The sequence below is a fragment of the Klenkia sesuvii genome, assembly GCF_037083825.1.
Taxonomy (GTDB): Bacteria; Actinomycetota; Actinomycetes; order Mycobacteriales; family Geodermatophilaceae; genus Klenkia; species Klenkia sesuvii.
Window position 1 is genome coordinate 12,725 of sequence record NZ_JBAPLU010000029.1, and the last position, 23,854, is coordinate 36,578.

31 protein-coding genes are annotated in these 23,854 nt (G+C 72.7%); 27 read left to right on the forward strand and 4 right to left on the reverse strand.

From position 1 onward, the window contains the following. The first annotated feature begins 327 nt into the window (after positions 1-327). The 27 genes from TEK04_RS19515 (at position 328) to TEK04_RS19645 (ending at position 22,028) form a co-directional block, all read left to right on the forward strand. The gene (locus tag TEK04_RS19515; protein WP_336406031.1) at positions 328-585 is read left to right on the forward strand and encodes a hypothetical protein; all 258 of its coding nucleotides are present in this window, start codon (positions 328-330) and stop codon (positions 583-585) included. Continuing rightward, entirely contained in the window at positions 582-2,066 is a 1,485-nt protein-coding gene (locus TEK04_RS19520; protein ID WP_336406032.1) for a hypothetical protein, read from the forward strand. Before TEK04_RS19515 ends, TEK04_RS19520 begins: the two co-directional genes overlap by 4 nt. Beyond that, entirely contained in the window at positions 2,063-2,260 is a 198-nt protein-coding gene (locus tag TEK04_RS19525; RefSeq protein ID WP_336406033.1) for a hypothetical protein, read from the forward strand. Before TEK04_RS19520 ends, TEK04_RS19525 begins: the two co-directional genes overlap by 4 nt. Continuing rightward, complete coding sequence (locus TEK04_RS19530; RefSeq protein ID WP_336406034.1) at positions 2,257-3,693, forward strand: phage portal protein; 1,437 nt, start codon at positions 2,257-2,259, stop codon at positions 3,691-3,693. The genes TEK04_RS19525 and TEK04_RS19530 overlap by 4 nt, the downstream gene beginning before the upstream one ends. Next, positions 3,686-4,342, forward strand: a complete 657-nt coding sequence (locus TEK04_RS19535) for an HK97 family phage prohead protease (protein ID WP_336406035.1) — start codon at positions 3,686-3,688, stop codon at positions 4,340-4,342. Before TEK04_RS19530 ends, TEK04_RS19535 begins: the two co-directional genes overlap by 8 nt. Positions 4,343-4,460: 118 nt before the next feature. Then, positions 4,461-5,711, forward strand: a complete 1,251-nt coding sequence (locus TEK04_RS19540) for a phage major capsid protein (protein ID WP_336406036.1) — start codon at positions 4,461-4,463, stop codon at positions 5,709-5,711. Between the two features lie 164 nt (positions 5,712-5,875). Next, positions 5,876-6,511: a hypothetical protein gene (locus tag TEK04_RS19545; protein WP_336406037.1), complete on the forward strand. Its 636-nt coding sequence runs from the start codon at positions 5,876-5,878 to the stop codon at positions 6,509-6,511. Between the two features lie 75 nt (positions 6,512-6,586). Then, positions 6,587-7,090 carry a hypothetical protein gene (locus tag TEK04_RS19550; RefSeq protein WP_336406038.1) on the forward strand — a complete coding sequence of 168 codons (504 nt, stop codon included), beginning with the start codon at positions 6,587-6,589 and terminating at the stop codon, positions 7,088-7,090. Beyond that, the gene (locus TEK04_RS19555) at positions 7,090-7,557 is read left to right on the forward strand and encodes a hypothetical protein (protein WP_336406039.1); all 468 of its coding nucleotides are present in this window, start codon (positions 7,090-7,092) and stop codon (positions 7,555-7,557) included. The genes TEK04_RS19550 and TEK04_RS19555 overlap by 1 nt, the downstream gene beginning before the upstream one ends. A 68-nt stretch (positions 7,558-7,625) precedes the next feature. Beyond that, on the forward strand, positions 7,626-7,862 hold the full coding sequence (locus TEK04_RS19560) for a hypothetical protein (protein ID WP_336406040.1): 237 nt from the start codon (positions 7,626-7,628) through the stop codon (positions 7,860-7,862). A 6-nt stretch (positions 7,863-7,868) separates the two neighbouring features. Next, entirely contained in the window at positions 7,869-8,456 is a 588-nt protein-coding gene (locus TEK04_RS19565) for a hypothetical protein (RefSeq protein WP_336406041.1), read from the forward strand. After that, on the forward strand, positions 8,449-8,961 hold the full coding sequence (locus tag TEK04_RS19570; protein ID WP_336406042.1) for a hypothetical protein: 513 nt from the start codon (positions 8,449-8,451) through the stop codon (positions 8,959-8,961). Before TEK04_RS19565 ends, TEK04_RS19570 begins: the two co-directional genes overlap by 8 nt. 11 nt (positions 8,962-8,972) lie before the next feature. Next, positions 8,973-9,227: a hypothetical protein gene (locus TEK04_RS19575; protein ID WP_336406043.1), complete on the forward strand. Its 255-nt coding sequence runs from the start codon at positions 8,973-8,975 to the stop codon at positions 9,225-9,227. Continuing rightward, complete coding sequence (locus tag TEK04_RS19580) at positions 9,214-9,720, forward strand: hypothetical protein (RefSeq protein WP_336406044.1); 507 nt, start codon at positions 9,214-9,216, stop codon at positions 9,718-9,720. The genes TEK04_RS19575 and TEK04_RS19580 overlap by 14 nt, the downstream gene beginning before the upstream one ends. After that, the gene (locus TEK04_RS19585; RefSeq protein ID WP_336406045.1) at positions 9,713-13,087 is read left to right on the forward strand and encodes a phage tail tape measure protein; all 3,375 of its coding nucleotides are present in this window, start codon (positions 9,713-9,715) and stop codon (positions 13,085-13,087) included. The genes TEK04_RS19580 and TEK04_RS19585 overlap by 8 nt, the downstream gene beginning before the upstream one ends. Beyond that, positions 13,084-14,010 carry a hypothetical protein gene (locus TEK04_RS19590; RefSeq protein WP_336406046.1) on the forward strand — a complete coding sequence of 309 codons (927 nt, stop codon included), beginning with the start codon at positions 13,084-13,086 and terminating at the stop codon, positions 14,008-14,010. Before TEK04_RS19585 ends, TEK04_RS19590 begins: the two co-directional genes overlap by 4 nt. Before the next feature lie 19 nt (positions 14,011-14,029). Continuing rightward, positions 14,030-15,229 (forward strand): Gp37-like protein, encoded by a 1,200-nt coding sequence (locus TEK04_RS19595; RefSeq protein ID WP_336406047.1) that lies wholly within the window; start codon positions 14,030-14,032, stop codon positions 15,227-15,229. A 3-nt stretch (positions 15,230-15,232) separates the two neighbouring features. Further along, positions 15,233-16,258 carry a hypothetical protein gene (locus TEK04_RS19600; RefSeq protein ID WP_336406048.1) on the forward strand — a complete coding sequence of 342 codons (1,026 nt, stop codon included), beginning with the start codon at positions 15,233-15,235 and terminating at the stop codon, positions 16,256-16,258. 65 nt (positions 16,259-16,323) lie between these two features. Beyond that, the gene (locus TEK04_RS19605; RefSeq protein ID WP_336406049.1) at positions 16,324-16,641 is read left to right on the forward strand and encodes a hypothetical protein; all 318 of its coding nucleotides are present in this window, start codon (positions 16,324-16,326) and stop codon (positions 16,639-16,641) included. After that, positions 16,628-17,716, forward strand: a complete 1,089-nt coding sequence (locus tag TEK04_RS19610; protein ID WP_336406050.1) for a hypothetical protein — start codon at positions 16,628-16,630, stop codon at positions 17,714-17,716. The genes TEK04_RS19605 and TEK04_RS19610 overlap by 14 nt, the downstream gene beginning before the upstream one ends. Positions 17,717-17,728: 12 nt before the next feature. Then, positions 17,729-18,412 (forward strand): hypothetical protein, encoded by a 684-nt coding sequence (locus tag TEK04_RS19615; RefSeq protein ID WP_336406051.1) that lies wholly within the window; start codon positions 17,729-17,731, stop codon positions 18,410-18,412. Position 18,413: 1 nt separating this feature from the next. Then, positions 18,414-18,890: a hypothetical protein gene (locus TEK04_RS19620; RefSeq protein ID WP_336406052.1), complete on the forward strand. Its 477-nt coding sequence runs from the start codon at positions 18,414-18,416 to the stop codon at positions 18,888-18,890. After that, a complete protein-coding gene (locus TEK04_RS19625) occupies positions 18,887-19,249 on the forward strand; it encodes a hypothetical protein (protein ID WP_336406053.1) in 363 nt (120 codons plus the stop codon). Before TEK04_RS19620 ends, TEK04_RS19625 begins: the two co-directional genes overlap by 4 nt. Continuing rightward, positions 19,246-19,803 (forward strand): hypothetical protein, encoded by a 558-nt coding sequence (locus tag TEK04_RS19630; protein ID WP_336406054.1) that lies wholly within the window; start codon positions 19,246-19,248, stop codon positions 19,801-19,803. Before TEK04_RS19625 ends, TEK04_RS19630 begins: the two co-directional genes overlap by 4 nt. Continuing rightward, the gene (locus TEK04_RS19635) at positions 19,803-20,315 is read left to right on the forward strand and encodes a DUF1353 domain-containing protein (protein WP_336406055.1); all 513 of its coding nucleotides are present in this window, start codon (positions 19,803-19,805) and stop codon (positions 20,313-20,315) included. Before TEK04_RS19630 ends, TEK04_RS19635 begins: the two co-directional genes overlap by 1 nt. Next, complete coding sequence (locus TEK04_RS19640) at positions 20,315-20,836, forward strand: hypothetical protein (RefSeq protein ID WP_336406056.1); 522 nt, start codon at positions 20,315-20,317, stop codon at positions 20,834-20,836. Before TEK04_RS19635 ends, TEK04_RS19640 begins: the two co-directional genes overlap by 1 nt. A gap of 1 nt (position 20,837) precedes the next feature. Beyond that, positions 20,838-22,028, forward strand: a complete 1,191-nt coding sequence (locus TEK04_RS19645; protein ID WP_336406057.1) for an SGNH/GDSL hydrolase family protein — start codon at positions 20,838-20,840, stop codon at positions 22,026-22,028. Positions 22,029-22,032: 4 nt separating this feature from the next. On the opposite strand, the gene TEK04_RS19650 is transcribed toward TEK04_RS19645, so the two are convergent. The 4 genes from TEK04_RS19650 to TEK04_RS19665 form a co-directional block, all read right to left on the reverse strand. Further along, entirely contained in the window at positions 22,033-22,575 is a 543-nt protein-coding gene (locus tag TEK04_RS19650; protein ID WP_336406058.1) for an acyltransferase, read from the reverse strand. A 2-nt stretch (positions 22,576-22,577) separates the two neighbouring features. Then, on the reverse strand, positions 22,578-22,784 hold the full coding sequence (locus TEK04_RS19655) for a hypothetical protein (protein WP_336406059.1): 207 nt from the start codon (positions 22,782-22,784) through the stop codon (positions 22,578-22,580). Between the two features lie 148 nt (positions 22,785-22,932). After that, positions 22,933-23,394 (reverse strand): hypothetical protein, encoded by a 462-nt coding sequence (locus TEK04_RS19660; RefSeq protein ID WP_336406060.1) that lies wholly within the window; start codon positions 23,392-23,394, stop codon positions 22,933-22,935. A 32-nt stretch (positions 23,395-23,426) separates the two neighbouring features. Then, complete coding sequence (locus TEK04_RS19665; protein WP_336406061.1) at positions 23,427-23,657, reverse strand: DUF3263 domain-containing protein; 231 nt, start codon at positions 23,655-23,657, stop codon at positions 23,427-23,429. Positions 23,658-23,854 lie beyond the last annotated feature (197 nt).

The following is a 23,854-nucleotide window of genomic DNA, read 5'->3' on the forward strand; positions in this document are numbered from 1 at the left end:
CGAGCCCCCTCCGCTTCTGAACCCGCAGCTCAGGGGGGGCGGGCCAGAACTTCGATCTTGGTCGGAGCAGGACCCGCCACGCTTGCGTTTTCTCCCTGAATTGGGCGTTGCAACGTTGCAACGCAGGGGGTGACGGTGCCCGATCGTCACTGCGAGTCATGTGGAAAGCCGCTGACCTCGACCTCGGCCCGGGCGCGGTTCTGCGGGCCCACCTGCCGGTCGCGCGCTCACCGCGCCGGCCTATCGGCGCCGGCCGGGCAGAATCCAGTCGACATCTCGACCCGGCGCCCGACGGCCGCGGCCGCCGACAACGGCGCCGAGCACCCGATGGTCACCCAGGTCCGCCAGCGGCTGTCGGCCGTCGGTCGGCTGGACAGCTGGGAGGGCCAGGCCGCGCTCGAGCTGGCCACCAACATCGCCGCCTCCAAGGTCGACACCCTGTCGGCCCGGGCGACGGCGACCGAGAAGCTGGGCGCGGCGATGGACCGGGCGCTCAAGGGTGTCGACGCGCCGGCCTCGGCGGTGCAGAAGCACCGCGACCAGCTCGCCGAACGGCGGCGAGCGCGGGCTGAGCAGACCGGATGACCGCCGCGCTCGCCCTGCCGGCGGCCACCTCGATCGGGCCGCTGTGGAAGACCTCGCCGGGCTGGTCGGCTGCGACCGGCTGGACCGTGGCCACGAACGGCGACATCGCCGCCGGGATCGCGGCCGACCTCGGGTTCGACGCCGACGAAGACCAGCGCTGGTCGTGGGACGCGATCTTCGCCGAGGACGACAACCAGCTGCCGATCTGCGCCGCGTTCTGCGTGGTCGGCGGCCGCCAGGTGGTCGGCAAGTCGGTGACGCTGATCGTGGCCGCCGTCATGGACGTGCTGGTGCTGGGCCACCCGGTGCACATCTGGACGGCGCACCAGTCGAAGACCGCCCGCAAGACGTTCGAGGACCTGGTTCAGCGGCTGCAGGCGCACGAGGACTACGCCGCGCGGATCACCGACATCGGGTGGTCGCGCGGCGAGGAGTTCGTGGAGTTCGACGGCGAGAGCCGGATCGAGTTCCACGCCCGGTCGGGGAAGTCGGGCCGTGGGTTCACCTCGGGGCGGATCACCTTCGACGAGGCGATGTACCTGCAGCCCGAGGACCTCGGAGCCCTGGTTCCGACGCTGGTCACGATGGACGACGCCCAGATCCGCTACGGCGCCTCCGGCGGCATGCTGCGGTCGGGTCAGCTGCGGGCGCTGCGCAAGCGCGGCCGCAGCGGAACCGACCCCCGGCTCGCCTACATCGAGCACGGCGCACCGTTCCGGCCCTGCCGTACTGGCGACATGTGCCCCCACGAGATCGAGACAGCGGGCTGCGCGCTGAACGACCGCGACCTGTGGCGCTGGTGCGCCCCGGCGCTGCGGGCCGGCCGGGTGTCCGACCAGGCGATGGTCGACCAGCGGCAGGAACTGGCCGCAGCCCCGATGGAGTTCGCCCGCGAGTTCTTCACCTGGTGGGAGGACCCGCCCAACGCGGACGGCGCGTCGGCGATCGACGTCGACGCCTGGGACGGTCTGCGCGACCCGGGCGCCGAGGTGGGTGAGCCGCTGGTGTTCGGGGTCGCGGTGGCGCCGGACCGGTCCTGGTCGGCAATCGGGGTCGCCTGGTCCCGCGAGGACGGCGACCGGCACGTGATGCTGACCGTCGAGGACGACGGCACCGAGCACGGCCGGCTGGACTACCGGCCCGGCACCGGCTGGGTGGCGGCCCGCATCAAGGTGCTGACCGCGAAGTGGGGCAACGAGGTGCGCGTCTCCCGGGCCGCGCGCGGTGTCGTGCCCGACGCGATCGAGCTGTCCAGCGACGAGCAGGCCCAAGCCGACAACGCGCTGGCCGACGCGGTCACCGACCGCACGGTGCGGCACGGCAACCAGCCGGCCGTCCTGACCGCGGTACGCAACTCGGCGTGGAAACAGCTGGGGAACACCCGGGTGCTCGACCAGCGCACCGAGCGCGACGTGTCACCCGTGATCGCGCTGTCGCTGGCGTTGGCCGGCCTGGACGAGGGGGGTGTGCAGTTCTGGTGAGCGCGCAGACGACGGGACTGACCCTGCTCGCGGTGGCCGGCACCCTGCTGTGGTCGGCGTGGGCACTGGCCGTGGCCGGCGCGCTGTTGATCGTCGTTCCCGAGGTGGCCGCGCTGGTGCGCCGGCGCCGGGCTCGGGCGGCCTACCGGGCGGCGGTCGCCCGCGGTGCGGCGCCGGCGGTGCTGCCGTCGTGACCTGGCTGTCGTCGTTGCTGGGCGGGGCCGAGTCGCGGGCCAGTGTGGAGAACCCGCAGGTGCCGCTCACCTCGGCGTCGCTGGCCGACCTGTTCGTCGGGCCCAAGGGCGACGCCGGGGTGGCAGTGACGCCGAAGACCGCGTTCTCCATGCCTGCCGTGTACCGGGCTGTGGCGCTGTTGGCGGGCACCTCGGCGTCGCTGCCGCTGTACGCCTACCGCGACGGGGCCAACGGCGTCCGGGAGCGGCTCGGCTACCGGCCCGGGATCATCGACCGGCCGCACCCGGACCTGACCCGGTTCGAGTGGCTCGAGCTGTCGTTCGTGCACGCGCTGGCCTGGGGCAACACCTTCTACCTGAAGGTGCGCGACGGAACTGGGATCGTCCGCGAGCTGTGGCCGCTGGTGCCCAACCGGGTCCGTGCCGGCCGGGCCACCGACGACGGCCGCAAGATCTACGCGCTGGACACCCGCAACTGGGGCGGCGGCCAGCCGGGCGGGACGTTCCCGCTGGACGAGGCGACCGCGCTCACCGACTACGAGATCCTGCACGTGCCGGGGATGGGGTTCGACGGCGTCGTCGGGATGTCGCCGATCGAGTGCGCGAAGCAGGGCATCGGGATGGCGCTGGCCGCCGAGCAGTTCGGCGCGAAGCTGTTCAGCTCCGGCAACCTGATGTCGGGCATCCTGAAGTCCGAGAGCAAGCTGACCCCCGCGCAGGCCGACATGGTCAAGGCGCAGTGGAAGGCCAAGCACTCCGGGCTCAACGCCGCGCACGACATCGCCGTCATGGGGTCCGGCGTCTCGTTCGAGCAGGTCAGCTTCCCGCCGGCCGACGTGCAGTTCATCGAGTCCCGGCGCTTCCAGATCGACGAAGTCGCCCGGATGTACGGGATCCCCCCGCACATGCTGTTCCAGACCGACCGGTCCACGTCGTGGGGCTCGGGCATCGAGCAGCAGACCATCGGGCTGGTCGTGTTCACCCTCCGCCCGTGGCTGACCCGGTTCGAGCAGCGCCTGTCCCGGCTGCTTCCCTCCCCGCAGTACCTGTCCTTCGTCGTCGAGGGCTTGCTGCGCGGTGACTCCGCGGCCCGCGCCGCTTTCTACAAGGCGATGTGGGAGCTGGGCGTCTACTCGACCAACGACATCCGCCGCCTGGAGGACCAGGCGCCCGTCGACGGCGGCGACATCCGGTACCGGCCGCTCAACTTCGGGGTGCTCGGCGAGAGCGACAACGCGATCAAGGGCCGCGTCGAGGCAGCGTCGGCGCTGATCCGGTCCGGGTTCGCCCCCGCCGCGGTCATCGAGGCCGTCGGGCTCGACCCGATCGAGCACCTGGGCCTGCTGCCGGTCACCGTCCAGCGCCCGGCCGAGCCCGACAACCCCGACGACGCCGTCGTCGACAAGCTCGAGGAGGACAACGCCGATGCGTGAGCTGCGCACCGTGGCCCTGCAGACCCCCGAGGTCCGCGCCGCCACCGAGGAAGGCGCCGACGTCCTGGAGTTCACCGGGCACGCCGCGGTGTTCAACGAGCCGACGTGGATCGGGTCGAAGCGGTGGGGGTTCAAGGAGGTGGTGGACCCCGGGTTCTTCCGCGACGTGCTGAACGACCCGGTCGCGTTCCTGGTCAACCACGACCCGAACCAGCTGCTGGCCCGCAACGGCAACACGATGACGCTGTCGGTCGACGACCGCGGTCTGGTCCCCGTCGCCCAGTGGGACGCCGGCGACCCGGACGCGGCGATGTGGGCCGGGCGGGTGCGGCGCGGGGACATCACCCAGATGTCGTTCAGCTTCGACGTCGCCGAGGACTCCTGGCTCTTCGACGAGGACACCGGCGAGGAGACCCGCACGCTGCTCACCGCCTCGGCGCTGTACGACGTCTCGCTGGTCACCTACCCGGCGTACGCCGGCACCGACGGCGCGATGCGCGACCAGGCCGCCGAGGTCGTGAAGCGGCACCGCGGGTACGACCCGCGCACCGAGGACCGACCGCTCACCCGCCGCAAGCAGCACCTGACCGCGCAAGAGCGCGCCGCCGCGCAGGCCGCGCGCTGGCGCCTCGAGCTGCCCACCGCCTGACCGGTCCGGCCGCCGGCCGACCGCTCCACACCGACTACCCGCCCGGCACCAGGCCGCGCGGGTTCCCGCCGCGTCCGCGTGCGGGTGTCTCCGCTACGCGGAAGAGGGGAACGAACGCATGACCACCACGCTGCAGGACCTGCGCGAGAAGCGGGCCAACGTCTGGGACTCGATGAAGAAGCTCATCGAGCACGAGGACGACTGGTCCGGGGAGGAGCGCGCCTCCTACGCCGCGGCCGAGAAGGAGCTCGACGAGCTCGGCGAGAAGATTGAGACCCGCGAGCGCCACGAGGCGCGCGCCGCGAAGCTGGACGCCGTCGACCGGCGCGGCGTCGTGCCCCCGCGCGGCGGCGACGCTGGCGAGCCCGACGCCGACGAGGAGACCGCACGCCGGTACTCCGAGGCGTTCGGGGCGTTCATGCGCCGCGGCATCGCCGACGTGACCAGCGAGCAGCGGCAGCTGCTGCAGCAGCGGTTCGTGTCCGGTGAGGAGCTGCGCGCCGCCGGTGTCGCGACCGGGTCGGCGGGTGGATACACGGTGCCGCCGGCCTTCCGCAACCGCATCGTCGAGCAGATGCAGTACGTCGCGGCCATGCGCCAGTACGCCGAGGTCATCACCACCGACACCGGCGCGACCCTGCCCTGGCCGACCGTGGACGACACGGGCAACGAGGGCGCGATCCTGGGCGAGAACACCCAGGTGACCGAGCAGGACGTCACCTTCGGGACCAACGACCTCGGCGCGTACATGTACACGTCGAAGCTGGTCCGCGTCTCCTTCCAGCTGCTCAACGACTCCGCGTTCAACCTCGAGCAGTGGCTGGGCCGCACCCTCGGCAACCGGATCGGTCGGGTGCAGAACCGGCACTTCACCGTCGGCACCGGCTCCGGCCAGCCCGACGGGCTGGTGACCGGCGCCCCGGTGGCCAAGCAGGGCGCCACCGGGCAGGTCACCACGGTGACCTACGACGACCTGGTCGACGTGCAGGACGGCGTCGACATCGCCTACGCCATCAACCAGAACTGGATGATGTCGCAGTCGGCCCGCAAGGTGGTGCGCAAGATCAAGGACGCCGACGGTCGGCCGATCTGGGAGCCGTCGATCAAGGCGGGCACCCCCGACCAGCTGCTCGGCGCCGGCATGGTCATCAACAACCACGTGCCCGCGCCGGCGGCCAGCGCGAAGTCGATCGTGTTCGGTGACATCGCGACCTCGTACGTCATCCGCGACGTGTCCGACCTGCAGGTGTTGCGCCTGCAGGAGCGGTACGCCGACTTCCTCCAGGTCGGCTTCGTCGCCTTCCAGCGCTCGGACGGCACGGTGCAGAACTCGGCCGCCATCCGCGCGTACCAGCACGCGGCGTCCTGATCTCTGCCGCGTAGCGCCGCCAGCGACCCGACCGGGCGCTGGCGGCGGGCTGCGCAGGGGGCGGCCCGGTCGGGTCGCTCCACCAGCCGCAGGGCCGCCCCGTGGTGGTCCTGCGGCTGGGCCCCACTCGCACGTCCCATCCGCACCACCACGAGGAGCACGTCATGGCCAAGGCCACCGGCACCACCAGCACCCCCCGGTCCCGCGCCGCCGGCGCCGAGACCGCCACCAACACCCGCGCCGAGACCGCCGAGGCCACCCCGGCCACCGGCCCGGACACCGCGTCGACGGCGACCACCGACCCGGACGAGGAGCGGGCGCAGGCCACCGGCACCACGTCGGAGTCCGGCTCGGTCGAGCAGCCCGGCGCCGTCGTCGACACGGCCGGGGTCGAGCACGTCGGCGTCGTCCCGGTGACGTCGGAGCTGGTGAACCCGCTGCCGGAGGGCGGGGACCACGACCGGGTCGCGATGCTGTCGGTGCGCGCGGACGGCACCGCCGACCAGTACGACCCGGAGATCGTCGTCGACGTCGCGGTCGCCCGGGCCGCCACGCGGGAGCAGTTCACCCAGCAGGCCGTGTCCGCCGCGGACGTGCGGCTGGCCGAGCAGGCCGCGGTCACCGCTGGCCCGCAGGTGACGATCATCGGCTCCCCCGAGGGCGAGCCCGACCGGGTGGTGCCGCTGACCACCGACGCCACCTCGGCGGGCACCGAGCTCGACGAGCTGCGCGCCGAGGTCGTCGACACCGCCGTGGCGGCCGCCGACGCCGCGGTCGACCGGCTCACCTCCGGTCGCTGACCGCCCAGCACGACGCGCGTCGCCGACGGCCTCAACGTCGTCGGCGACGCGCGCAGCTCACCGGAGGGAGACGACGTGGCAGTCACCCACGATGACCTGGCCGAGTACTGCGGCCTGAGCAGCGTGCCCACAGGCGCGAAGCTGGCCGAGTTCGACCGCTTCCTGAACTCGGCGAAGGGGCACGTGGCCGCGCGCACCAGCCGGGTCGACGGCACGGTGACCCTGCCCGTCGTGTCCGAAGGCGGCCGGGCGCTGGCCCTGCCGGCGGTGTTCTCGGCCACCATCGGCACCGTGACCTCGCCCTCCGGGGCCACCGTCCTCCCGGTGTCGACCAACCCGATGGCCGGCGTGGTGCAAGTGGCCACCGGCGAGGCCGGCCTGTGGCTGGTGCAGGTCGTGGGCGGCGCTGTGCCCGCCGAGCTGGAGCTGGCGGTGCTGGAGATCGGCCGCCACCTCTACAACTCCCAGCGCATCACGCTGCGCACCGACCTTGCTGACGGTGTCAGTGCACCGGTGTTCTCCATCCCGCGCCGCGCCACAGAGCTGATGGAGCCCTACGTCATGCCGGGCTTCGCCTGATGGCCCGCCTCGCGTGGCCGCGGATCGTCACCCAGCACGTCCTCGAGCTGCCGAAGCTGACCGCCTGGACGGCGGCCAGCGCCCGAGCGTTCGACGGCCCAGCGATCACCGGCGACATCCTCACCTCCTGGGTCACCGTCGGGTACGTCCCCGGCGAGGAGACCGGAGCGACGTGGACGCAGACCCCCGACGGTGAGGTCGACGGCCTGACCCGCGAGGACGGCACGATCGCCTGCCAGCTGGTGTGCAGCGGCAGCGGTGACGACGTCGTGGAGGTTCGGCAGCGGCTCGCTGACCTGCTCGACGACTGGCAGGACTGGCTGTTGGCCGACAACACCCAGGGCGGGGCGCTGCTCGGGCACTCCCGGCTGCAACTGTCCGCCGACGTGGGGCTGCTGCTCAACGACCGTGGCGCCTCCGCGACAGCGCTGATCGCGCTGGAGTACACGGCCGTCGCCGTCCCCTGAACCAAGCCCCGAACCGACCACCCCGCGCCGCCCGGCGTCGGGGCCCCACGCATGCCCAGGAGGTCCCCTTGTCCGAGCCCAGCACCGTCGACGAGCTGCGTAAGGCGCAGGTGGCCGAGTACGGCACCTACGTCGCGCTCGGCCCGATCGACATCAACGGCACCCGGGCGTTCAACGCCGGCGACCCGGTGCCCGTCAGCCACGTCGAGCGCGGCGTGGTCGGCACCGACCAGGTCGCCAAGACCAGCAGCAAGGCCGGCCAGGCGATCGCCGTGGCCGGGACCGACACCACCCCGAAGGGCTGATCCGCGATGCCGGGTACCGCCGCCGTCCCCAACATCCTCCGCGACCCCGGGTTCCTGTGGCTCGCGCCGATCGGCACCGCCGAGCCCACCCCCACCGTGGCGGGCGGGAAGTTCACCGACGCCCTGCCGGCCGCCTGGCTGCCGCTGGGTGCGACCGAGGACGGGTCGACATTCTCCTACTCGGTGAACGTGCAGCCCATCGAGGTCGCCGAGTTCCTCGACCCGGTCGTCTACGCCACCGTCTCCCGGGCCGGGAAGCTGGCGTTCAACCTGGCCAACTGGACGCTGTCCAACCTGCGCCGCGCGCTGAACGGCGGCGTGGCCGCGCTGACCGCCACCGGCTCGGCCGGCGCGGAGCTGACCAGCTTCGAGCCGCCGGACCCGGGCCAGGAGGTCCGCGCGATGGCGATGTGGGAGTCCACCGACGCCACCGTGCGGATGCTGCTGCGCCAGACCCTGCAGGGCGGGGAAGTCGCGTCGGCGTTCAAGAAGGCCCCGGCCAAGGCGGTCATCCCCTTCACCCTGAACATGGAGACCCCCGCCGGCGGCGCGAAGCCGTTCAAGGTCTGGGGCGCGGGCACCACGCGTGTCTGAGGCGTTCGTGGTCATCGGTGGGGACGACGACCAGGTCGTCCCCACCGATGCCGTCGAGGAGCCGCCCGGCGTGCCGGTCCAGTTCATGGGCGAGACGTTCCACCTGCGCCCGGTCGAGGACTACCAGTTCGAGATGCTGCTGTTCGCCGACGCCTCGGTCGGCGGCCCCGACAGCGAGCTGCTGGCGGCCAGCGCGGCGACGCTGCGGCTCATCCGCGCCGCCCTCGTCGACGGCGAGTGGCCGCGGTTCGCGGCGCTGGCGTCCCGGCAGCGGGCGCAGACGAAGCGGGACCTGATGCCGCTCGTCGTGGCGATCGCGTTCCCGACGGCCCGCCCTACCCCGCCGCCCTCCGACTCCTCGGGTGGGCGGCCGGTCACGCCGGAGAACTCAGGGGACGAGCTCTCCTCGCGGGTCATCGCCCGGGAGGAGGCGTCCGGGCGGCCGGACCGGGCGCAGTTCGTCCAGATGGCGCGGGACGCCACCGATGGCCCTTCGGTGATCTGACCGTCGCCGAGGTGTGCGACCTGTCCGAGGCCATGCAGCTGGCCGACCTGCAGGCGCAGATCCTCGCCGAGCGGCAGGTCGTCGGGGTGCTGGCCGCGGCCGGGCGGTGGCCGGAGGACAACACGTGGCCGTCGATGGCCGAGGCGCGCCGCAGGTTCGACGAGCACCTGGCCACCTTGCCCGAGCCGCCACGGTTCCTCACCGCTGAGGAGCGGGAGCGGGCCGAGCTGCACGACGCGCTGGGGGTGGGGCGTGGTCGCGGGTGAGTCGGTCGGGCAGAACGCCCGCAGCCGCAAGGGCGCCGAGGACTTCGTGGCGCTGTCCAAGGCGATGAAGGCCGCCGGGCAGACCGAGCTGCGCAAGGAGCTGCACAGGGCTGTGCGGCAGGCGGCAAAGCCCGTCATCCCCAAGGTGCGCGCGGCGGCCCGCAGCAAGCTGCCCGCCCGGGGTGGGTTGAACCGGAGGGTGGCCCGCAAGCCGTTGCGGGCTGCGGTGCTGACCGGGTCCGGCTCGACGGTGGGTGTGCGGATCGTGCAGGGCAAGAGCGACCGGCGGTTGAACGACAGCGGCCGGTTGGCCCACCCGACGTTCGGTCGACCCCGGTCGACCGTGGTGCAGCAGGTTCCAGGCGCGGTCGGCTTCTTCGACCAGACGATCCGAGGGCAAGCGCCGAAGATCCGCGCCGACATCGCCGACGTGCTCGTCGACTTCCGGGACCGCTTGGCGGCTGCAGTGCGAGGGGGTGGCGCAGGTGGCTGACCTCTCGTTGGTGTTCGACATCCTGGCCCGCGACCAGGCGTCGGCCACCCTGGACGGTGTCGGCAGCAGCCTGACCAAGGTGGCCGGGTTCGTCGGGGCCGGGGCTGCGCTGTTCGACTCCTTCTGGGAGTCGGTCGGCAACGAGCAGGCCGTCGACAAGCTGTCCGCCCGGCTGGGCCTGGTCGGTGAGGAGTCCCGCTCTGCCGGTCGTGTGGCCGGTGCGCTGTACCGGGACGCCTACGGCGAGTCGATGGCCGACGTCACCACCGCCATCGACTCGGTGGTGTCCTCCATCAACGGCATGCGCACCGCGTCGGAGGATGACCTGCAGGCGGTCACCGCCACCGCGCTGAACTTCGCCGGAACCTTCGACACCGACGTGACCGAGTCGGTCAACTCGGTCGGCCTGCTGATCCGCAACGGGCTGGCGAAGGACGCCGAGCAGGGCTTCGACCTGATGACCGCGGCCTACCAGCGGGTGCCCGCCGCGATGCGGGACGAGCTGCCCGCCATCCTCAACGAGTACGGCGTCTCCTTCACCAACCTGGGGTTCACCGGCCAGCAGTCGCTGGGGCTGCTGGTCGACGCCGCCGGCGACGGCGCGATCGCGTTGGACAAGACCGGCGACGCGCTCAAAGAGTTCACGATCCGGTCGACGGACATGTCGACCTCGACCACCGCCGCCTACCAGACCCTCGGGTTCGACGCGCAGACGATGGCCAACCGGGTGCTGGCCGGCGGTGAGCAGGCGCAAGGCGCACTGCGTGACATCGCCACCGAGCTGCTGAACATCCAGGACCCGGCCACGCAGGCCAACACCGCCATCGCCCTGTTCGGCACGCCGATCGAGGACCTCGGCACCGCCGGCATCCCCCGGTTCCTCGAGTCGCTGACGGCCACCGACCAGAGCCTGGAGGACGTGGCGGGCAGCGCCGCGCAGATGGGCGAAACGCTCAACGACAACTTCGCGGTGCGACTGGAGGGGTGGAAGCGCAGCGCCCAGGGGTTCGTGCAGGACGCGCTGATGGACATCGCCAACGGGTTCTCGCAGGGCACCGTCACCGGCGAGGGGTTCGAGGGCGCCATGCAGGCCGTCGGCGTCGTCGTCGGTGAGGTCGCCGACGGGGTCGGGGTGCTGGTCGACGTCGGCGGCGCGTTCGTCAGCGTCGTCGAGGCCATCCCGGGCCCGGTCCTCGCCGGGGTCGGCGCGATGACCGCGTTCGCCCTCCTGAAGGGCCCGGTCGGGAGCGCGCTGGAGACGATCTACATCCGCGGTCTGCAGGCCCGGGACGCCGTCACCGGCGCCGCGTCGGGGGTCGGTGCGCTGCGGGGCGCCGCTAACGGCGTCGTCGGCATCATGGGTGGCCCGTGGGGCATCGCGCTGGGCGCCGGCGTCGCCGCGGTCGCGCTGATCGCCTCGGAGATCTCCGACGCCACCGCGCAGACCGACGCCTGGGCGCAGAGCCTGCTCGAGGGCGGTGCGGCCGTGCAGGAGGCGATGGAGCAGGCCGCCGCCGAGCGGGACAAGTACGGCGACAACTGGCTGGGGGACCTGTCCTACAGCGTCGACCAGTACTTCGGTCTGGCGTCGTCGATGGACGAGGCCCGGGAGCAGGCCCGGGACCTGTACGACGCGATGACGCCGCTGCAGCAGGCGCAGCAGAACGTCACCCACGACACCAACGAGCTGGCCGCCGCGATCGACCGGTACGGGGAGAACAGCCCGCAGGCGCGGGAAGCCGCCGAGCTGCTCGCCCGCTCGAACGAGCGGCTGGCCGAGCGGCAGGACGCCGTCACCCGCGCCACCGAAGCCGCCACCGCGGCGATGGACCCGGCCGCTGCGATCACCCAGGTGCTGGCCGACCGGCAGCAGTCCCTCGCCGACGAGACCAACGCCGCGAAGGAAGCGGTCGACGCCATCCGGCTGGCGCTGGACCAGCTCGGCGGGGCGACGGTGAACACCATCGACCTGGAGTCCGCGCTCTACGCCGCCGTCGACCAGGCGACCGGCGCGATCAACGGCCTGTCCGGGCAGGTGCTCACCACCGCCGGGGACCTCAACACCCAGAACGAGGCCGGTCGGGCCGCCGCCGACGTGCTGGGCGGGGTGCGGTCGGCAGGTCTGGACCTGCTCGCCAACCAGGCCGAGCTCGGCGAGTCCACCGAATCGCTGACCGGACGGGCGGTGAGCCTGCGGGAGCAGTTCATCACCGCGGCCGGGCAGATGGGGATCAACGCAGACCGGGCGAACTACCTCGCCGACCAGTACGGGCTCATCCCGAACGAGGTCGTCACCACCATCCAGGCCAACACCGACCAGGCTGCGGGCGCGATCTCGTCGCTGCAGGAGCAGATCAATCAGGTGGCCCGTGACCGGACCGCCTCGATCAACTTCCGGGCCACCCTGCCGGACCTGAACGGCACGGTGTCGGGCAGCGGCCGGCCGGGCCTGGCCGATGGTGGGCCGGTGCCCGGATGGTCCCCGCACAGCCGAGCGGACAACATCCCGATCGACGCCACCGCCGGGGAGTTCATGCAGCCGGTCCGCGCCGTGGACCGATACGGCCTGAACTTCATGGAGGACGTGCGCACCGGACGGTTCCCTGTCGAGCTGGCCCGACGGGGCTTCGCCGACGGTGGGCTGATCTCCCTCGTCGGGTCGGCCGACACCGCTGCGGCGTCGGCGTCGATCGGCAAGGTGAACGACGACTTCCTGACCGCGGCGAACGCTGCGGCCCGCGAGGTGATGGAGCCGGCCCAGGCCATGGCCCGCGGTCTGGCCTACGCCCGCTCGCAGGTCGGCAAGCCCTACCTGTGGGGATCTGCCGGTCCGGCCGGGTTCGACTGCTCGGGCTTCATGGCGGCGATCACCAACGTGGTGCGCGGCCGGGACCCGAACACCCGGCTGGGCTCCACCGCCACCTTCCCGTGGGCAGGGTTCGCCGCCGGGCCGGGCATGTTCACCATCGGCTCCACCCCGAATGCTGGCGGCGGGATTGGGCACATGGCCGGCACCATCCTCGGGGTCAACGTGGAGTCCCGCGGTGGGCAGGGCGTCGTTGTCGGCGGCACCGCCCGCGGGGCCGGCAACGGCCTGTTCACCGAGCGCGCGCACCTGGCCACCTACGACGCTGGCGGGCTGCTGCAGCCGGGCTACACCCTGGCGTTCAACGGCACCGGCAAGCCCGAGCGGATCCGCACCGCCGAGCAGGAAGCCGACCTGTCTCGTCCGGCGACCTTCATCGGGGAACTGGTCCTGGACTCCGGGGAGTTCCTGGGCTACATCCGCGGGGAGCTGCAGGACGATCGAACCGCCGGGAGACGGGCCGCCACGGCGGCTGCTGCTGCCGCTGGGCTGCTCCGGTGACTGCACCGGAGCAGGTGGCCCTGGAGCTGGTGGGCGCAGATGGCAGCGTCTGGTCTCTGACCACACGAGGTGCGCCCGCGCAGCTGCTCGGCGGCATCACCGGCCTGTTCAACGCTGACGGCGAGACACGTTGGACGACCCGAGATGTTGGTCGTCGCCGTCGCGGTCGCATCGTGCAGGGGAGGTCGGTGTCCTTCCAGGTGCTGCTTGGTGACAACCTGCACCCGTCGAGCGCCCCGTGGCGGGCGGTCAACGCCGCCTGGTGGGCTGCGCTCGGCGGAGGAGATGACCCGTTCACGCTGCGGCTGACGCTGCCAGAAACCGACAGCCTGGGCCGGCCGGACGTGCGCACGCTGCAGCTGTGGGACACCAGCACCGACCCGGGCACGTCGGCGGTGTTCAGCCCCTACGCGGGTCGCGCGGTGTTCCCGGTGACCGCCGAAGCCGAGTCGGCGTTCTGGTCCGGACCCGAGGTGACGGCGTCGTTCGTCTACAACCCGGCCGCCGACGTCGACTACTACGGCGGCCCGGACGGCCTGGGCCCACCGTTCTACATCGGGGGCGGGTCGCAGTTCGACAACGCGACCATCAGCAACCCGGGGCAGACCCCGGCCTGGTTGCGGTGGGCGATCACCGCCCCGTTCTCCTCCGCGTCCGTCGGGGTCGGCGGGGACCTGATTCCGTTGCCGTTCGCGCAGGTGCTGTCGCAGCGGGTGGTGATCGAGACCGACCCCCGTCGGCGGTCGATCACCGACGGGGCGGGCAACAACCTGTGGCCGCTGATCGGGCCGGGGCTGGAGCCGCTGTTCGCGCCGGTGCCGTCGGGGATGTCGGTGCCGTTGTCGATCGTGCTGGACAACCCGGCCGCCGGGTCGCGGGTCGACGTCGCGCTGCCCCCCGAGTACCGCAGGGCGTGGGGGTGATGTCGTGGCGGTGAGGCGGATGCGCGTCCCGGCGCACCGGGTGACGGTGTACCGCGGCGACTACTCCGGCGCGATCGGTGAGGTGTCGGACTACACGTCGAGCTCGGTGACCTGGCAGCACAACGGGGTCGGCACCGGGACGCTGGTGGCCGACGAGGACGTCGAGGTGCCGGCCCCGGTCGACCAGCTGACCCGCAACCTCGACCAGGTGGTGCCGGTCGTCGTCCGCGACGCCGGGCGGTTGTGGACTGGGCGGGTCGCGCACGCCGAGCGGGAGGGCCGGCCCGGGCGGGGCACGGTGACCGCGACGCTGGTGGAGGACTGGGCGTGGCTGCGCGCGATCCTGGCGTGGCCGGTGCCCGGGGCGGCGATCAGCGCGCAGACGTCGGTGTACGACACCCGCACCGGCCCGGTGGAGACAGCGGTGAAGGGCTACCTGTCGGCGGCGATCACCCGGCTGCGGCTGCCGTGCGCGGTCGTCCCGGCGCCGCCGGCCGGGACCGACACCTCCCCCAGCGACTACCCGGTGCCCACGGCCCGGTTCACGCCGATGGACGAGCTGCTGCTGCCGATGCTGGCCGCGACCGGGCGGCGGCTGACCGCCCGGCTGTGGCTGCCGGGCGATCAGCCCATCCCGGGGCTGACCCTGACCAGCTGGACGATCGTGTTCGGCGTCGAGGTCATCCCCCGCGCCGCGCACGTCATCTGGTCCGACGAGCTCGGCATCGTCACCCGCCGAGTGGCCACCACCTCACCGTCGGCGGTTCGCGCCGTCGTCGGCATGAAGGGCGAGGAGCTCGAGCGCCTGTTCACCGAGGTGGTGAACACCCCGCTCGCGGCCCTGCTGGGGGCGGCGGCGTTCCCCGAGGTGATGGTCGAGGCCACCGACCTGGACAACGTCGCCGACGGGCAGGCCCGCGGCCTGGCCAAGCTGCGGGAGGACTACGGCCCGAAGGCGGCGGTGTCCTTCGAGGTGGCCGACGGCGCCCCCTACACCCTCGGCTCGGACTACGACGTGGGGTCCCTGGTGCGGGCCCGCACCGGCGGGGTGCTGCTGGAGGACGTGTGCACCCGGGCGACGTCGACCGACAGCGCCAGCGAGGGCCACCGCATCACCCCCCAGATCGGGGCGACCAACGCCACCGAGACCACCGAAGAGCTGCTCGTCGCCCAGGTCGCGCAGCTCGTCGCGGCCATCGCCGCCAGCAGGAGGAGGTAGCCCGTGGCCGTCATCCACACCACCGTCGGGTTCAAGGGCAGCACCAACCAGATCGGCGAGGCCAAGCGGCTGGCCAAGCTCGGCCCCCGCGCCACCGTCGCCGACGCCGCCGCCTGGAAGGTGTCCCACGCCGCCGGGGACCGCACCGTCACCGTTGCCGCCGGGTCCGGGCAGGCCTGCGGCGTCGACGACACCACCGTCGCGGTGGACACCATCGGCCCGTTCCCGCCCAACGGCACCGCCAGCACCGCCACCCGCTGGGACATGGTGGTGGCCCGCTGGAAGTGGACCGACCCGGTCACCCCGGTGGAGTTCGTGCACATCGCCGGTGTTCCCGGCGCGGCCGGCCCCGACCTGACCAAGCTGGTGCGCAACCCCGGCACCCAGATGGACATGGTCATCGGGGTGGTGCGCGTCGCCGGCGGGCAGGGCGCGCTGTCGGCCAACGACATCTTCGACCCGCGGGTGTGGGCCGGCACCGCCGGCCCGCTGCAGGCATCCCCCGGCGCCTACCTGGCCGCGATCGACGGCCGAGACGGTGAACGGCTGGACGTCGGCAACGTCGCCTACCGCTACAGCTCGGGCTGGAAGTACGCGCCCGGTCAGCTGATCGGTCTCTACGACGGGGTGCCCGGCTGGACCGGCTCGGGCACCTTCGGCGGCGGCGTGGCCGTCGGCGACAGCCTGGGCATCTACACGTTCAACACCCCCGACCCCGGCCAGCCCTACGAGGCCCGCATCACCCTGGCCGTGGAGGCCGGGTCGGCCGCCGCCGGCACCCGCTGGGACTTCTTCCTGGGCCGCGGCAACTCCGGCAACGCCATGCCCGCCACCCAGGACATGCCGTTCCTGTTCGTCGCCGAGGACGACGGTCGCCCCCGGTACAAGCACCAGATCTCCCGCCGCATCCAGGGCCTCACCGGCCCCGCGTCCTGGCGGCTGGTCGCCAAGCGGATCTACGGCACCGGCGACGGCGTCGTCGCCGGCAACAAACTGTTCAGCGTCGAGATCATCGCCGCCACCTCCTGACCCGAAGAGCACTCACCCGGCCGCCCCCTGGCGCTCGGGCTGCCACCCACGCCCTGGAGGTGCCCGTGCGCTACGTCCGCGACGTCCCCGCCGACGACCCGGCCGCGCTGCAGGCCACGACCGCGCACGTCGTCGCCCACCTGTCCGCAGTCGCCGCAGCCGACGACGACCCGAACACCAACGCCGACGACGTGGACGTCTTCACCACCCGCCACCCCGAGCGGGAGGACCTCCTGCGGGTCGTCGGCGAGCTCGACGCCGAACCGAACGCCCCCTACCTGCAGGGGGGCTTCGACCCGCTCGCGGACGTCGACCCGCGGCTGTTCGCCGAGCTGGTCGACGCCGCGCTCGTCGATGAGGAGGTGCTCCGTGGGCAGGCGTGACGCCGTCCAGGTCGCCCTCGAGGTGCACGCCCGGATGCGGCAGCTGCTGCCCACCCTGGTCATCACCTACGAGCCGGACTGGATGAAGCGGGGCAACGGCACCACCGCCGACTACGAGGGCGGCCTGGTGCACCACACCGGTCCCGCATCTAGCGAGCGTCGCCCGTTCCCGTCGCAGCGGGTGCTGCGCGACGGGCGCCCGGACCTGCCCGGCCCGCTGTGCAACGAGGCCGTGCCGTGGTGCACCACCGAGCTGCCCCGGCTGCACGTGGTGGCCGCGCACCCGGCCAACCACGCCGGCGCCTCCGGCGGCCGCTCGATGGGCCCGCTGCCGGTGACCCGGCTGTTCAACCCGAAGGTCCGCGGCCTGGAGATCGACTACGCCGGCTCGGTTGCGATGACCGCCGGGCAGTGGCTGGTCGGCCTGGTCTGGGCCCGGGCGAACGCCGACGTCGTCGGCGGCGGGGACATCGCCCGCATCCGCGCCCACTTCGAGACCTCGGTCACCGGCAAGTGGGACATCGGCGCCGGTGCCGGCCGCCGGTCGGTCGACATGGGCGCCTTCCGCCGGGAGGCCGCCACCATCACCGCACATCTGGAGGACGTCGTGGCTCTGCTGCGAGACGAGCGCCTGGCCCTGTTCACCATCCTCGCCGCCGTCAAGGGCGAGCCCATCCCCGAGACCGCCGGCAAGGACATCACCCTGCTGGCGGCCAACCAGCGGCACTACGCCGCGACCGCCGGCACCCTGGTCGCCGACGCAGCCCGGGCGGCCGGCAACGCGGAGTTCGCGGCCCGCGCCGTCGACGGCGTGCTGGGCCCGGAGGACGCCGCAGCCGGCCGGCACGTGCCGCTGGTCGACCTGCTCAACGGTCTGCGGTCCATCCCGGCCACGATGGACACCGCCAAGCTGGTCGGCGAGCTGCTGGCCGGCCTCGCCCCCCAGCTGGCCGCCATCCTGGTCGAGGAGCTCGGCGACGACGTCGGCCTGACCGCCGACCAGGTGGAGGCCGCCAGCGAGCGCGCCACCCGCCGCGTGTTCGCCGGGGCCGCCGCGGCCAACGCCGAGAGCTGACGGACCAGCGTCGTGCGCAAGCTGCAGCTAGGGGACTGGACGATCGGGCAGGTCAACGCCGCCCTGGCCGTCGTGCAGGTGCTGCTGGTGCTGCAGGGCGGCTCCCGCGGGGAGGACTACGTCATCCCCCGCCCGCCCGGGGCCCCGCCGCTGTCGCCGGCGTTGTCGTTCATCGAGGCCTCGAGCTCGATCACCACCCTGGGGTGGGTGTTCCTGGCCGGCGCCGGGATGGTGATGACCGGCCTGTACGGCGGCTGGACCCGCCCGATCATCGCCGGGCACGGGGTGCTGTTCGCCCTGTACGTGGCGTTCGGGTGGGGCCTGTTCAACACCGTGCCCGCCGTCCAGCCCCTGCCCGCGCTCCTGTGGGGCGCGGTGCTGGGTGCCGGGTTGTTCCTGGGCCTGACCCGGTGGCGGGCCCGCAACTGGGTCCGGTTCTGGTCCGCGATGGTCCTCACCGGGATCGGTGGATGGCAGTGCGGGTTCGCCCTCGGCTACGACTTCCGGTCGGCCACCGCGCTGCTGGTCGCCGGCGGTGGGCACCTGGCGATCGGGTTCGGGCTAGCGGTCATCACCGAGAAGAACCGCGACCACCCGTGGCTGGCCGCCGCCGGCCGGCGACTGCGCACCATCGCGCGCCGGGCGGGGCTGCACGCGCTGGCCGGCGCGGTGACGGCCCGACTGCGGGGGCGGTGAGGTGTCCGCCACCACCGCGTTCTTCCTGGCCCTGGGCGCGTTCCTGGCCGCCGTCGCCGACCTGGTGCGCAACGACGGGTTCCTGGTCACCAGCCTCAACGGGCTGCGCGCCCTGTGGCGCCGCCGCCGACCCCCCACGGCAGAGGAGCTCGCGGCCGCCGACGCCGCGAAGGCCAAGGCCGACGCCGACGCCCAGGAGGTCGTCATCGACGGCCGGATCGTCGACCTGAAGGAGCACGTGAGCATCCTGCGGGACCTCGTGGACACCGCCAACGGCGCGGCGGCCGCCGCCACCCGCGCCGCCGAGGCCGCCGAGGAGTCCGCAGCAGCGGCCCGCCGCTCCGCCCGGGCCGCGACCAACCAGCTCGAGCGCTGGCACCAGTGGGCCGTCCGCTGGTGGCCGGTGCTGCGCGCCGACGCCGAACGCCTCGGCGTGCCCGACCCCCCCGCCATGGAGCACGCCGAGGAGGCCCCGTGATCGCCACCGTCCGGGCGGCGCTGGACCGGCTGCGCCGCACCGAGCCGGCGCTGCTGCGCGCCCGCTACGTCCAGGCCCTCGCCCTGGCCGGGGCGCTGGGCCTGACCGTGCCCGGCGTCGTCGACCGCTGGGTCGGCCTCGGGCTGGCGGTGTTCGGGTTCGTCGCGCCGTGGCTGCAGGGCCGCCGCACCCGCGCCGACGTGTGGTCGGCCGCCACCGTCGACGAGCTCACCGAGCTGGTGGCCACCTACCCGGAGCTGGCCGACGTCGCCAAGGCCATGGTCGGGCAGGGCATCTCGCTGCCGATCGTGCGACAGTGGCTGCAGCACGCCGGCCCGCAGCACCGGGCGCCGGCGTGACGACCCCCGCCACCCCGGTGCCGCTGCCGACGTCCCCGGCCGAGGCGACGCTGGGTGTCCTGGTGCAGGCCGCGATCGGGCTGCTGACCGAGTCCCAGGCGATGGACAGCGACCGGACCGGCAACGGTGGGCGGACGCCCCGGGTGCTGGCCGAGCGGGCGAACATCTTCGCCACCCTCGCCGTCGCCACCGCGCTGAAGGAGTCCCAGACCTCCTCCGACACCACCGCCGCGGCGATCGCCGCCGCCCAGGGCCAGCTCGACGCGCTCGACCGGCGGATCGGGGTGCTCGAGCGGGGCCGCCAGACCCTGGCCGTGGCCACCGTCGACATCGGCGCGCTGGTCCTGGGCACCCGCGACATCACCGCCTCCTGGGGGAAGTCCCTTGGTGACGGCAACTACCAGGTGGACGTCGTCGTCGACGACGTCCTGCTGGGCCGCGCCACCGCCACCGTGAAGGCCACCACCGCCGAGACCGTCACCATCACGGTGAAGACGACGCTGGCCGTCGCCAACGCCACCAAGCTGCAGCTGTCGGCCTGGCGGGGCGTCTGATGGTGTTCCAGGGCCGCCCGTGCGTGCAGCAGGCCGAGGACGGCCGGTGGGTGCTGCTGCGCCCGCTGCGGTACCAGGGGTCGCGGGAGTCGTGGACGATCCCGGCCGGGTTCGTCACCGACTTCGCGTCGGTGCCGGCCGCGGCGCGGTGGCTGATCCCCGCCGACGGCCCGTGGACGGCCGCGGCGATCGCGCACGACTGGTTCTGCGACGTCGGCATCCGCCGGGACCTCATCACCTCCCGGGACGCCGACGGCCTGTTCCGCCGGATGATGCGAGAGCTCGGCGTCCCCCTCCCCCGCCGGTGGGCGATGTGGGCCGGTGTCCGGTGGGGCGCGGTGGCCAACCCGCTGCGCCGCCCCGGCGTGCTCGCCGACCTGCCGCTGGTGCTGGCCATCTCCGTGCTGGTGGCGCCGCTGGTGCTGCCGGTGTCCCTTGTCGTCGCGCTCGGCCTGGCGCTCGACCACCTCATCGACCGCTGTGTGCGGCTCCTGACCAGAGAGGCTTGTTGATGGCCACGAAGTGGATCGCGCTCGTCCCCATCTTCTTCCGGGGGGTGCGGGCCTACAACGCCGGCGACACCGTCCCCGACGCGAATGTCCAGTTGCACAGCTATGACACCCAGGGACTGGTGCAGCAGGTCACGGTGCCCGACCCCGGCGGGCCGCCGGCCGACCCGGTCGACCTGCGCACGGCGGCTCTGCTGGCCGACCCCGCCAGCGCGACGTCGGCGGCAGGTAGGGCCGCCTCTGTGTCGGCGAACGCCCTGGCGCTGGCGGGCAGCCCGGACCTGCTCATCGCTGGCGCGATCACTCGCGACGCGAATGGGGCGGCGACGTCGGCGCCGGTGGTTTGGCCGGACGGCGACTCCGGCACCTACACCGCCACCACGGTCTCCACCGCCTTCCCGGGCGCGGTCGACGCCTACACCGTCACCAAGGGGAACCCGGTGACCAAGACCTACACGCAGGCCGCCGTCACCCGCGACGCCACCGGCGCTGTCACCCAGCGCCCCGCGCTGGCGGTGAGCTGACATGGGCCTCCTCGACCCGCCTGCCCTCAGCCCCCGAGCCGGCCGAGGTCTGGTCGGCGGACGCCGCAGCGACGGACGCCGAGACATCTTCTTCATCGGGTCGTCCTCCACCAACCGCGACTCCTACGAGTCCTACACCGGCGCCACCCGCGTCGCGTTCGGCTACTTCGAGGGCCTGTCCTGGCCGGGCTGGGCGCAGATCGAGTCCAACGGCCGGTGGCGCTTCGCAGGCCTGGCCGCACAGTCCGGGTACAGCGCCGCCCAGGTGCGCGACGAGTTCCTCCCCGTCGCGCTCGCCGCAGCTCCATGGGCCTGCGTCGTGCACTGCGGCCAGAACGGCATCGAGGACCTGCCCGGCACCATCTCCGCGCTGACCGACATCTTCACCGCGCTGCTCAACGCCGGCATCATCCCGATCCTGGTCACCAGCCAGCCGCTGGACAACCAGGCCGACACCACCCGCGTCCCCAAGCTCAACGTGTGGCTGCGCCGCCAGGCCCGCCGGCTCGGGGTGCCGCTGATCGACTCCCACGCCCTGTTCACCAACCCGGCCACCGGGCAGTGGCTCACCGCCTACAGCGACGGCGACCAGGTGCACAGCAACACCGCCGGCGCCCAGGCCCTCGGGCAGCTGTTCAACACCGTCATGGACAACTGGCTGCCCCCCACCCCGCTGGCGCAGCTCAACACCTTCCAGCCCGACACCAGCCTGCTGATGAGCAAGCCGCTGATGCTCAACGCGTCCGGGTCGTTCGTCGAGGGCTGGTCCGGCACCCTCGGGTCGAATGCCGTCGTCTCCCAGGACACCGTCGCCGGGTGCGACGGCAAGATGCTGACCGTCTCCTACACCGCGGCCGGCGGAACCACGACCGTCGTCGGGTCCACGGTCACGCTGGTGCCCGGGAACCGCTACCGGCTCGGCTTCAAGCACAAGCTGGCCCGCCCCGGCGTCGGCCGCGCGATGTTCCGGCTCGCCCAGAACCCTGCGGGCACGGAGGTCCGCCAGTTCGGGTGGCGCGTCGAGCTGCCATTCGGCCTGTCGACGTACTACCAGGAGTGGGTGCAGCCCGCCGGGCTGTCGGCCTACGCCTTCCGCCCCGTCATCACCCTGGACAACTCCCCCGCGGCGGGGTTCGCCTACAGCATCGGCCAGTTCACGTGGGAGAACCTGACCGCCAACGGCGATGCCTAGGCCGTCAGCGGGGCAGGTCGCGCTTCTTCTGTGCCGGGATGCCGACGTACAGGGAGTGGGGCTCGCACTCGCCCCGCACCAGCGAGCACGCGCCGATGACGGTGCCGTCACCGATCGTGGCCCCGGGCAGGACCGTCGAGTTCACGGCGATGCGTGCGCCGTCGCCCACGGTGATCGGGGCGCCGCGAGGCTTGCCGGATCGGCGGGTCGGGTCGGACATGTCGTGGTCAGAGGTCTGGAAGCTCACACCCGCGCCGATGCCGACGTTGCGGCCGATGGTGATGCCCTCGCGGGTGTCGAAGATGCAGCCGTAGCTGATGACGGTGCCCGGGCCCGCCGTCACGTTCGCTGACCGGAAGATGACTCGGCCGCGGACGATGGTCCTCGGGTGCAGCTTCAGCCCGCACAGCCTCAGCAGCTGCGTCCGGATGCGGGCCGGGAAGATGAAGGACGCCAGGACGTTGTTCACCACCCACAGCCACAACACGGTGTGTGGGTCGCCGGCCTCCTTATAGACCAGCTCCTTCGCCTTGCTCCAGTCGACCATCCTCAGATCCCGGTAAGGCGGCCGGGGAGCAGCGGGTACGAACGCTCCCCGGCGAGCCGAGCGACCTCGACGAACGCCGCCCGCTCGTCGTCCGGGAACCGTTCGGCGGCCTCCTCCGCGATCTTCCAAGCGGTCTCCGCGTCGAGAGAGAACGTCATGGCCGCAGCCGCCAACCCCGTCAAGCTCATGCCCAGCAGCTTCGCAGCCATCCCCCAGATTGAGAAGCGGCCCGCTCCTACCGACGGCAGGTAGTGCCCACTTCCTGACACCTCGAGCACGACTGGCACGTCGAACGACCGAGCGCCGCTCGTCGCCCAGCCGGGTGGCGGGCGGCGCTCTTCGTCGTTGCGGGTGAGCTCAGTCGGAGCTGAGGCGGTCTCCACCGAGGGCGTCCTCGACCCGGTCGCAGGTCGGGTTGTTCGGGGCGTTCACGGTCCATGTGCCGGTTGCCCCCCGTCCGACGACGTAGCAGTAGTAGATGTCGGCGCTGTCTAGAACGCCGGTGAGCTGGGTGACGCCGTTGTCGCGCTGCGCGCTGGAGCCCCACAGCTGCAGGACGACCTCCTGGCCGTAGACGTCACACCGCGCCTGAGCGATCGCCAGCGATCCATTCTCGGACTCGAGACCCGTGCAGGGGATCTCGGCCGCGTCCATGGCGTCCACCAGCTCCTGCGCGGTCCGGTAGGTCTGGGTGCCGTCGAGTACGGGTGCCTCGGATGTCGTTGCGGCAGCGGCGCCCGTCGTTTCGACTGCCGGCTCCGCCTCGCCCCCGCAGGCAGCGAGCAGCAGGGCGGGTGCGAGCAGAGCGGCGCGGCGCATGGTGGTCTCCCCGAGGTCGTGGTGGCCGGACGCTATCGCGCGGTCCGGTGACGGAGTCGTGCGCCGCGCAGCCGGAGCAGGCGGCGCACCAGCATCGGCCGCGCGGCCAAGGCCTCCGGGTGGTCGATGAGCTGGTTCAGCCGCTGGTAGTAGCGCGTCGGGCTGGCACCGAACTTCTCGCGGATCGCCTGCTCCTTGCCCCCGGCGTGCTGCCACCACTTCTCCTCAAAGTCGAGCACGGACAGATCCCAGTCGGTCAGCATGGCGGCGACCGTAGGCCCGGGGTCCGACAGTCTCGGCCGCTGGCAGCACCTGTGGCAGCACCGCCAACGGTCGGTATCGTCCAGTTCCGAACAGTACGACTCGCTGACCAGCGCATCCGGTCAGTCCCGGACAGCTCCGAACTGCACTCCGGCGGACTTCTAATCCCTTGGTCGCAGGTTCGATTCCTGCCGGGCGC

Bases quoted from the DNA above. Each gene is read 5' to 3' on its own strand.
- TEK04_RS19515 (WP_336406031.1), top strand. From the start codon at position 328: ATGGTCACCCAGGTCCGCCAGCGGCTGTCGGCCGTCGGTCGGCTGGAC.
- TEK04_RS19520 (WP_336406032.1), top strand. From the start codon at position 582: ATGACCGCCGCGCTCGCCCTGCCGGCGGCCACCTCGATCGGGCCGCTG.
- TEK04_RS19535 (WP_336406035.1), top strand. From the start codon at position 3,686: ATGCGTGAGCTGCGCACCGTGGCCCTGCAGACCCCCGAGGTCCGCGCC.
- TEK04_RS19540 (WP_336406036.1), top strand. From the start codon at position 4,461: ATGACCACCACGCTGCAGGACCTGCGCGAGAAGCGGGCCAACGTCTGG.
- TEK04_RS19545 (WP_336406037.1), top strand. From the start codon at position 5,876: ATGGCCAAGGCCACCGGCACCACCAGCACCCCCCGGTCCCGCGCCGCC.
- TEK04_RS19555 (WP_336406039.1), top strand. From the start codon at position 7,090: ATGGCCCGCCTCGCGTGGCCGCGGATCGTCACCCAGCACGTCCTCGAG.
- TEK04_RS19565 (WP_336406041.1), top strand. From the start codon at position 7,869: ATGCCGGGTACCGCCGCCGTCCCCAACATCCTCCGCGACCCCGGGTTC.
- TEK04_RS19595 (WP_336406047.1), top strand. From the start codon at position 14,030: ATGCGCGTCCCGGCGCACCGGGTGACGGTGTACCGCGGCGACTACTCC.
- TEK04_RS19635 (WP_336406055.1), top strand. From the start codon at position 19,803: ATGGTGTTCCAGGGCCGCCCGTGCGTGCAGCAGGCCGAGGACGGCCGG.
- TEK04_RS19640 (WP_336406056.1), top strand. From the start codon at position 20,315: ATGGCCACGAAGTGGATCGCGCTCGTCCCCATCTTCTTCCGGGGGGTG.
- TEK04_RS19645 (WP_336406057.1), top strand. From the start codon at position 20,838: ATGGGCCTCCTCGACCCGCCTGCCCTCAGCCCCCGAGCCGGCCGAGGT.
- TEK04_RS19650 (WP_336406058.1), bottom strand. From the start codon at position 22,575: ATGGTCGACTGGAGCAAGGCGAAGGAGCTGGTCTATAAGGAGGCCGGC.
- TEK04_RS19655 (WP_336406059.1), bottom strand. From the start codon at position 22,784: ATGGCTGCGAAGCTGCTGGGCATGAGCTTGACGGGGTTGGCGGCTGCG.
- TEK04_RS19660 (WP_336406060.1), bottom strand. From the start codon at position 23,394: ATGCGCCGCGCCGCTCTGCTCGCACCCGCCCTGCTGCTCGCTGCCTGC.
- TEK04_RS19665 (WP_336406061.1), bottom strand. From the start codon at position 23,657: ATGCTGACCGACTGGGATCTGTCCGTGCTCGACTTTGAGGAGAAGTGG.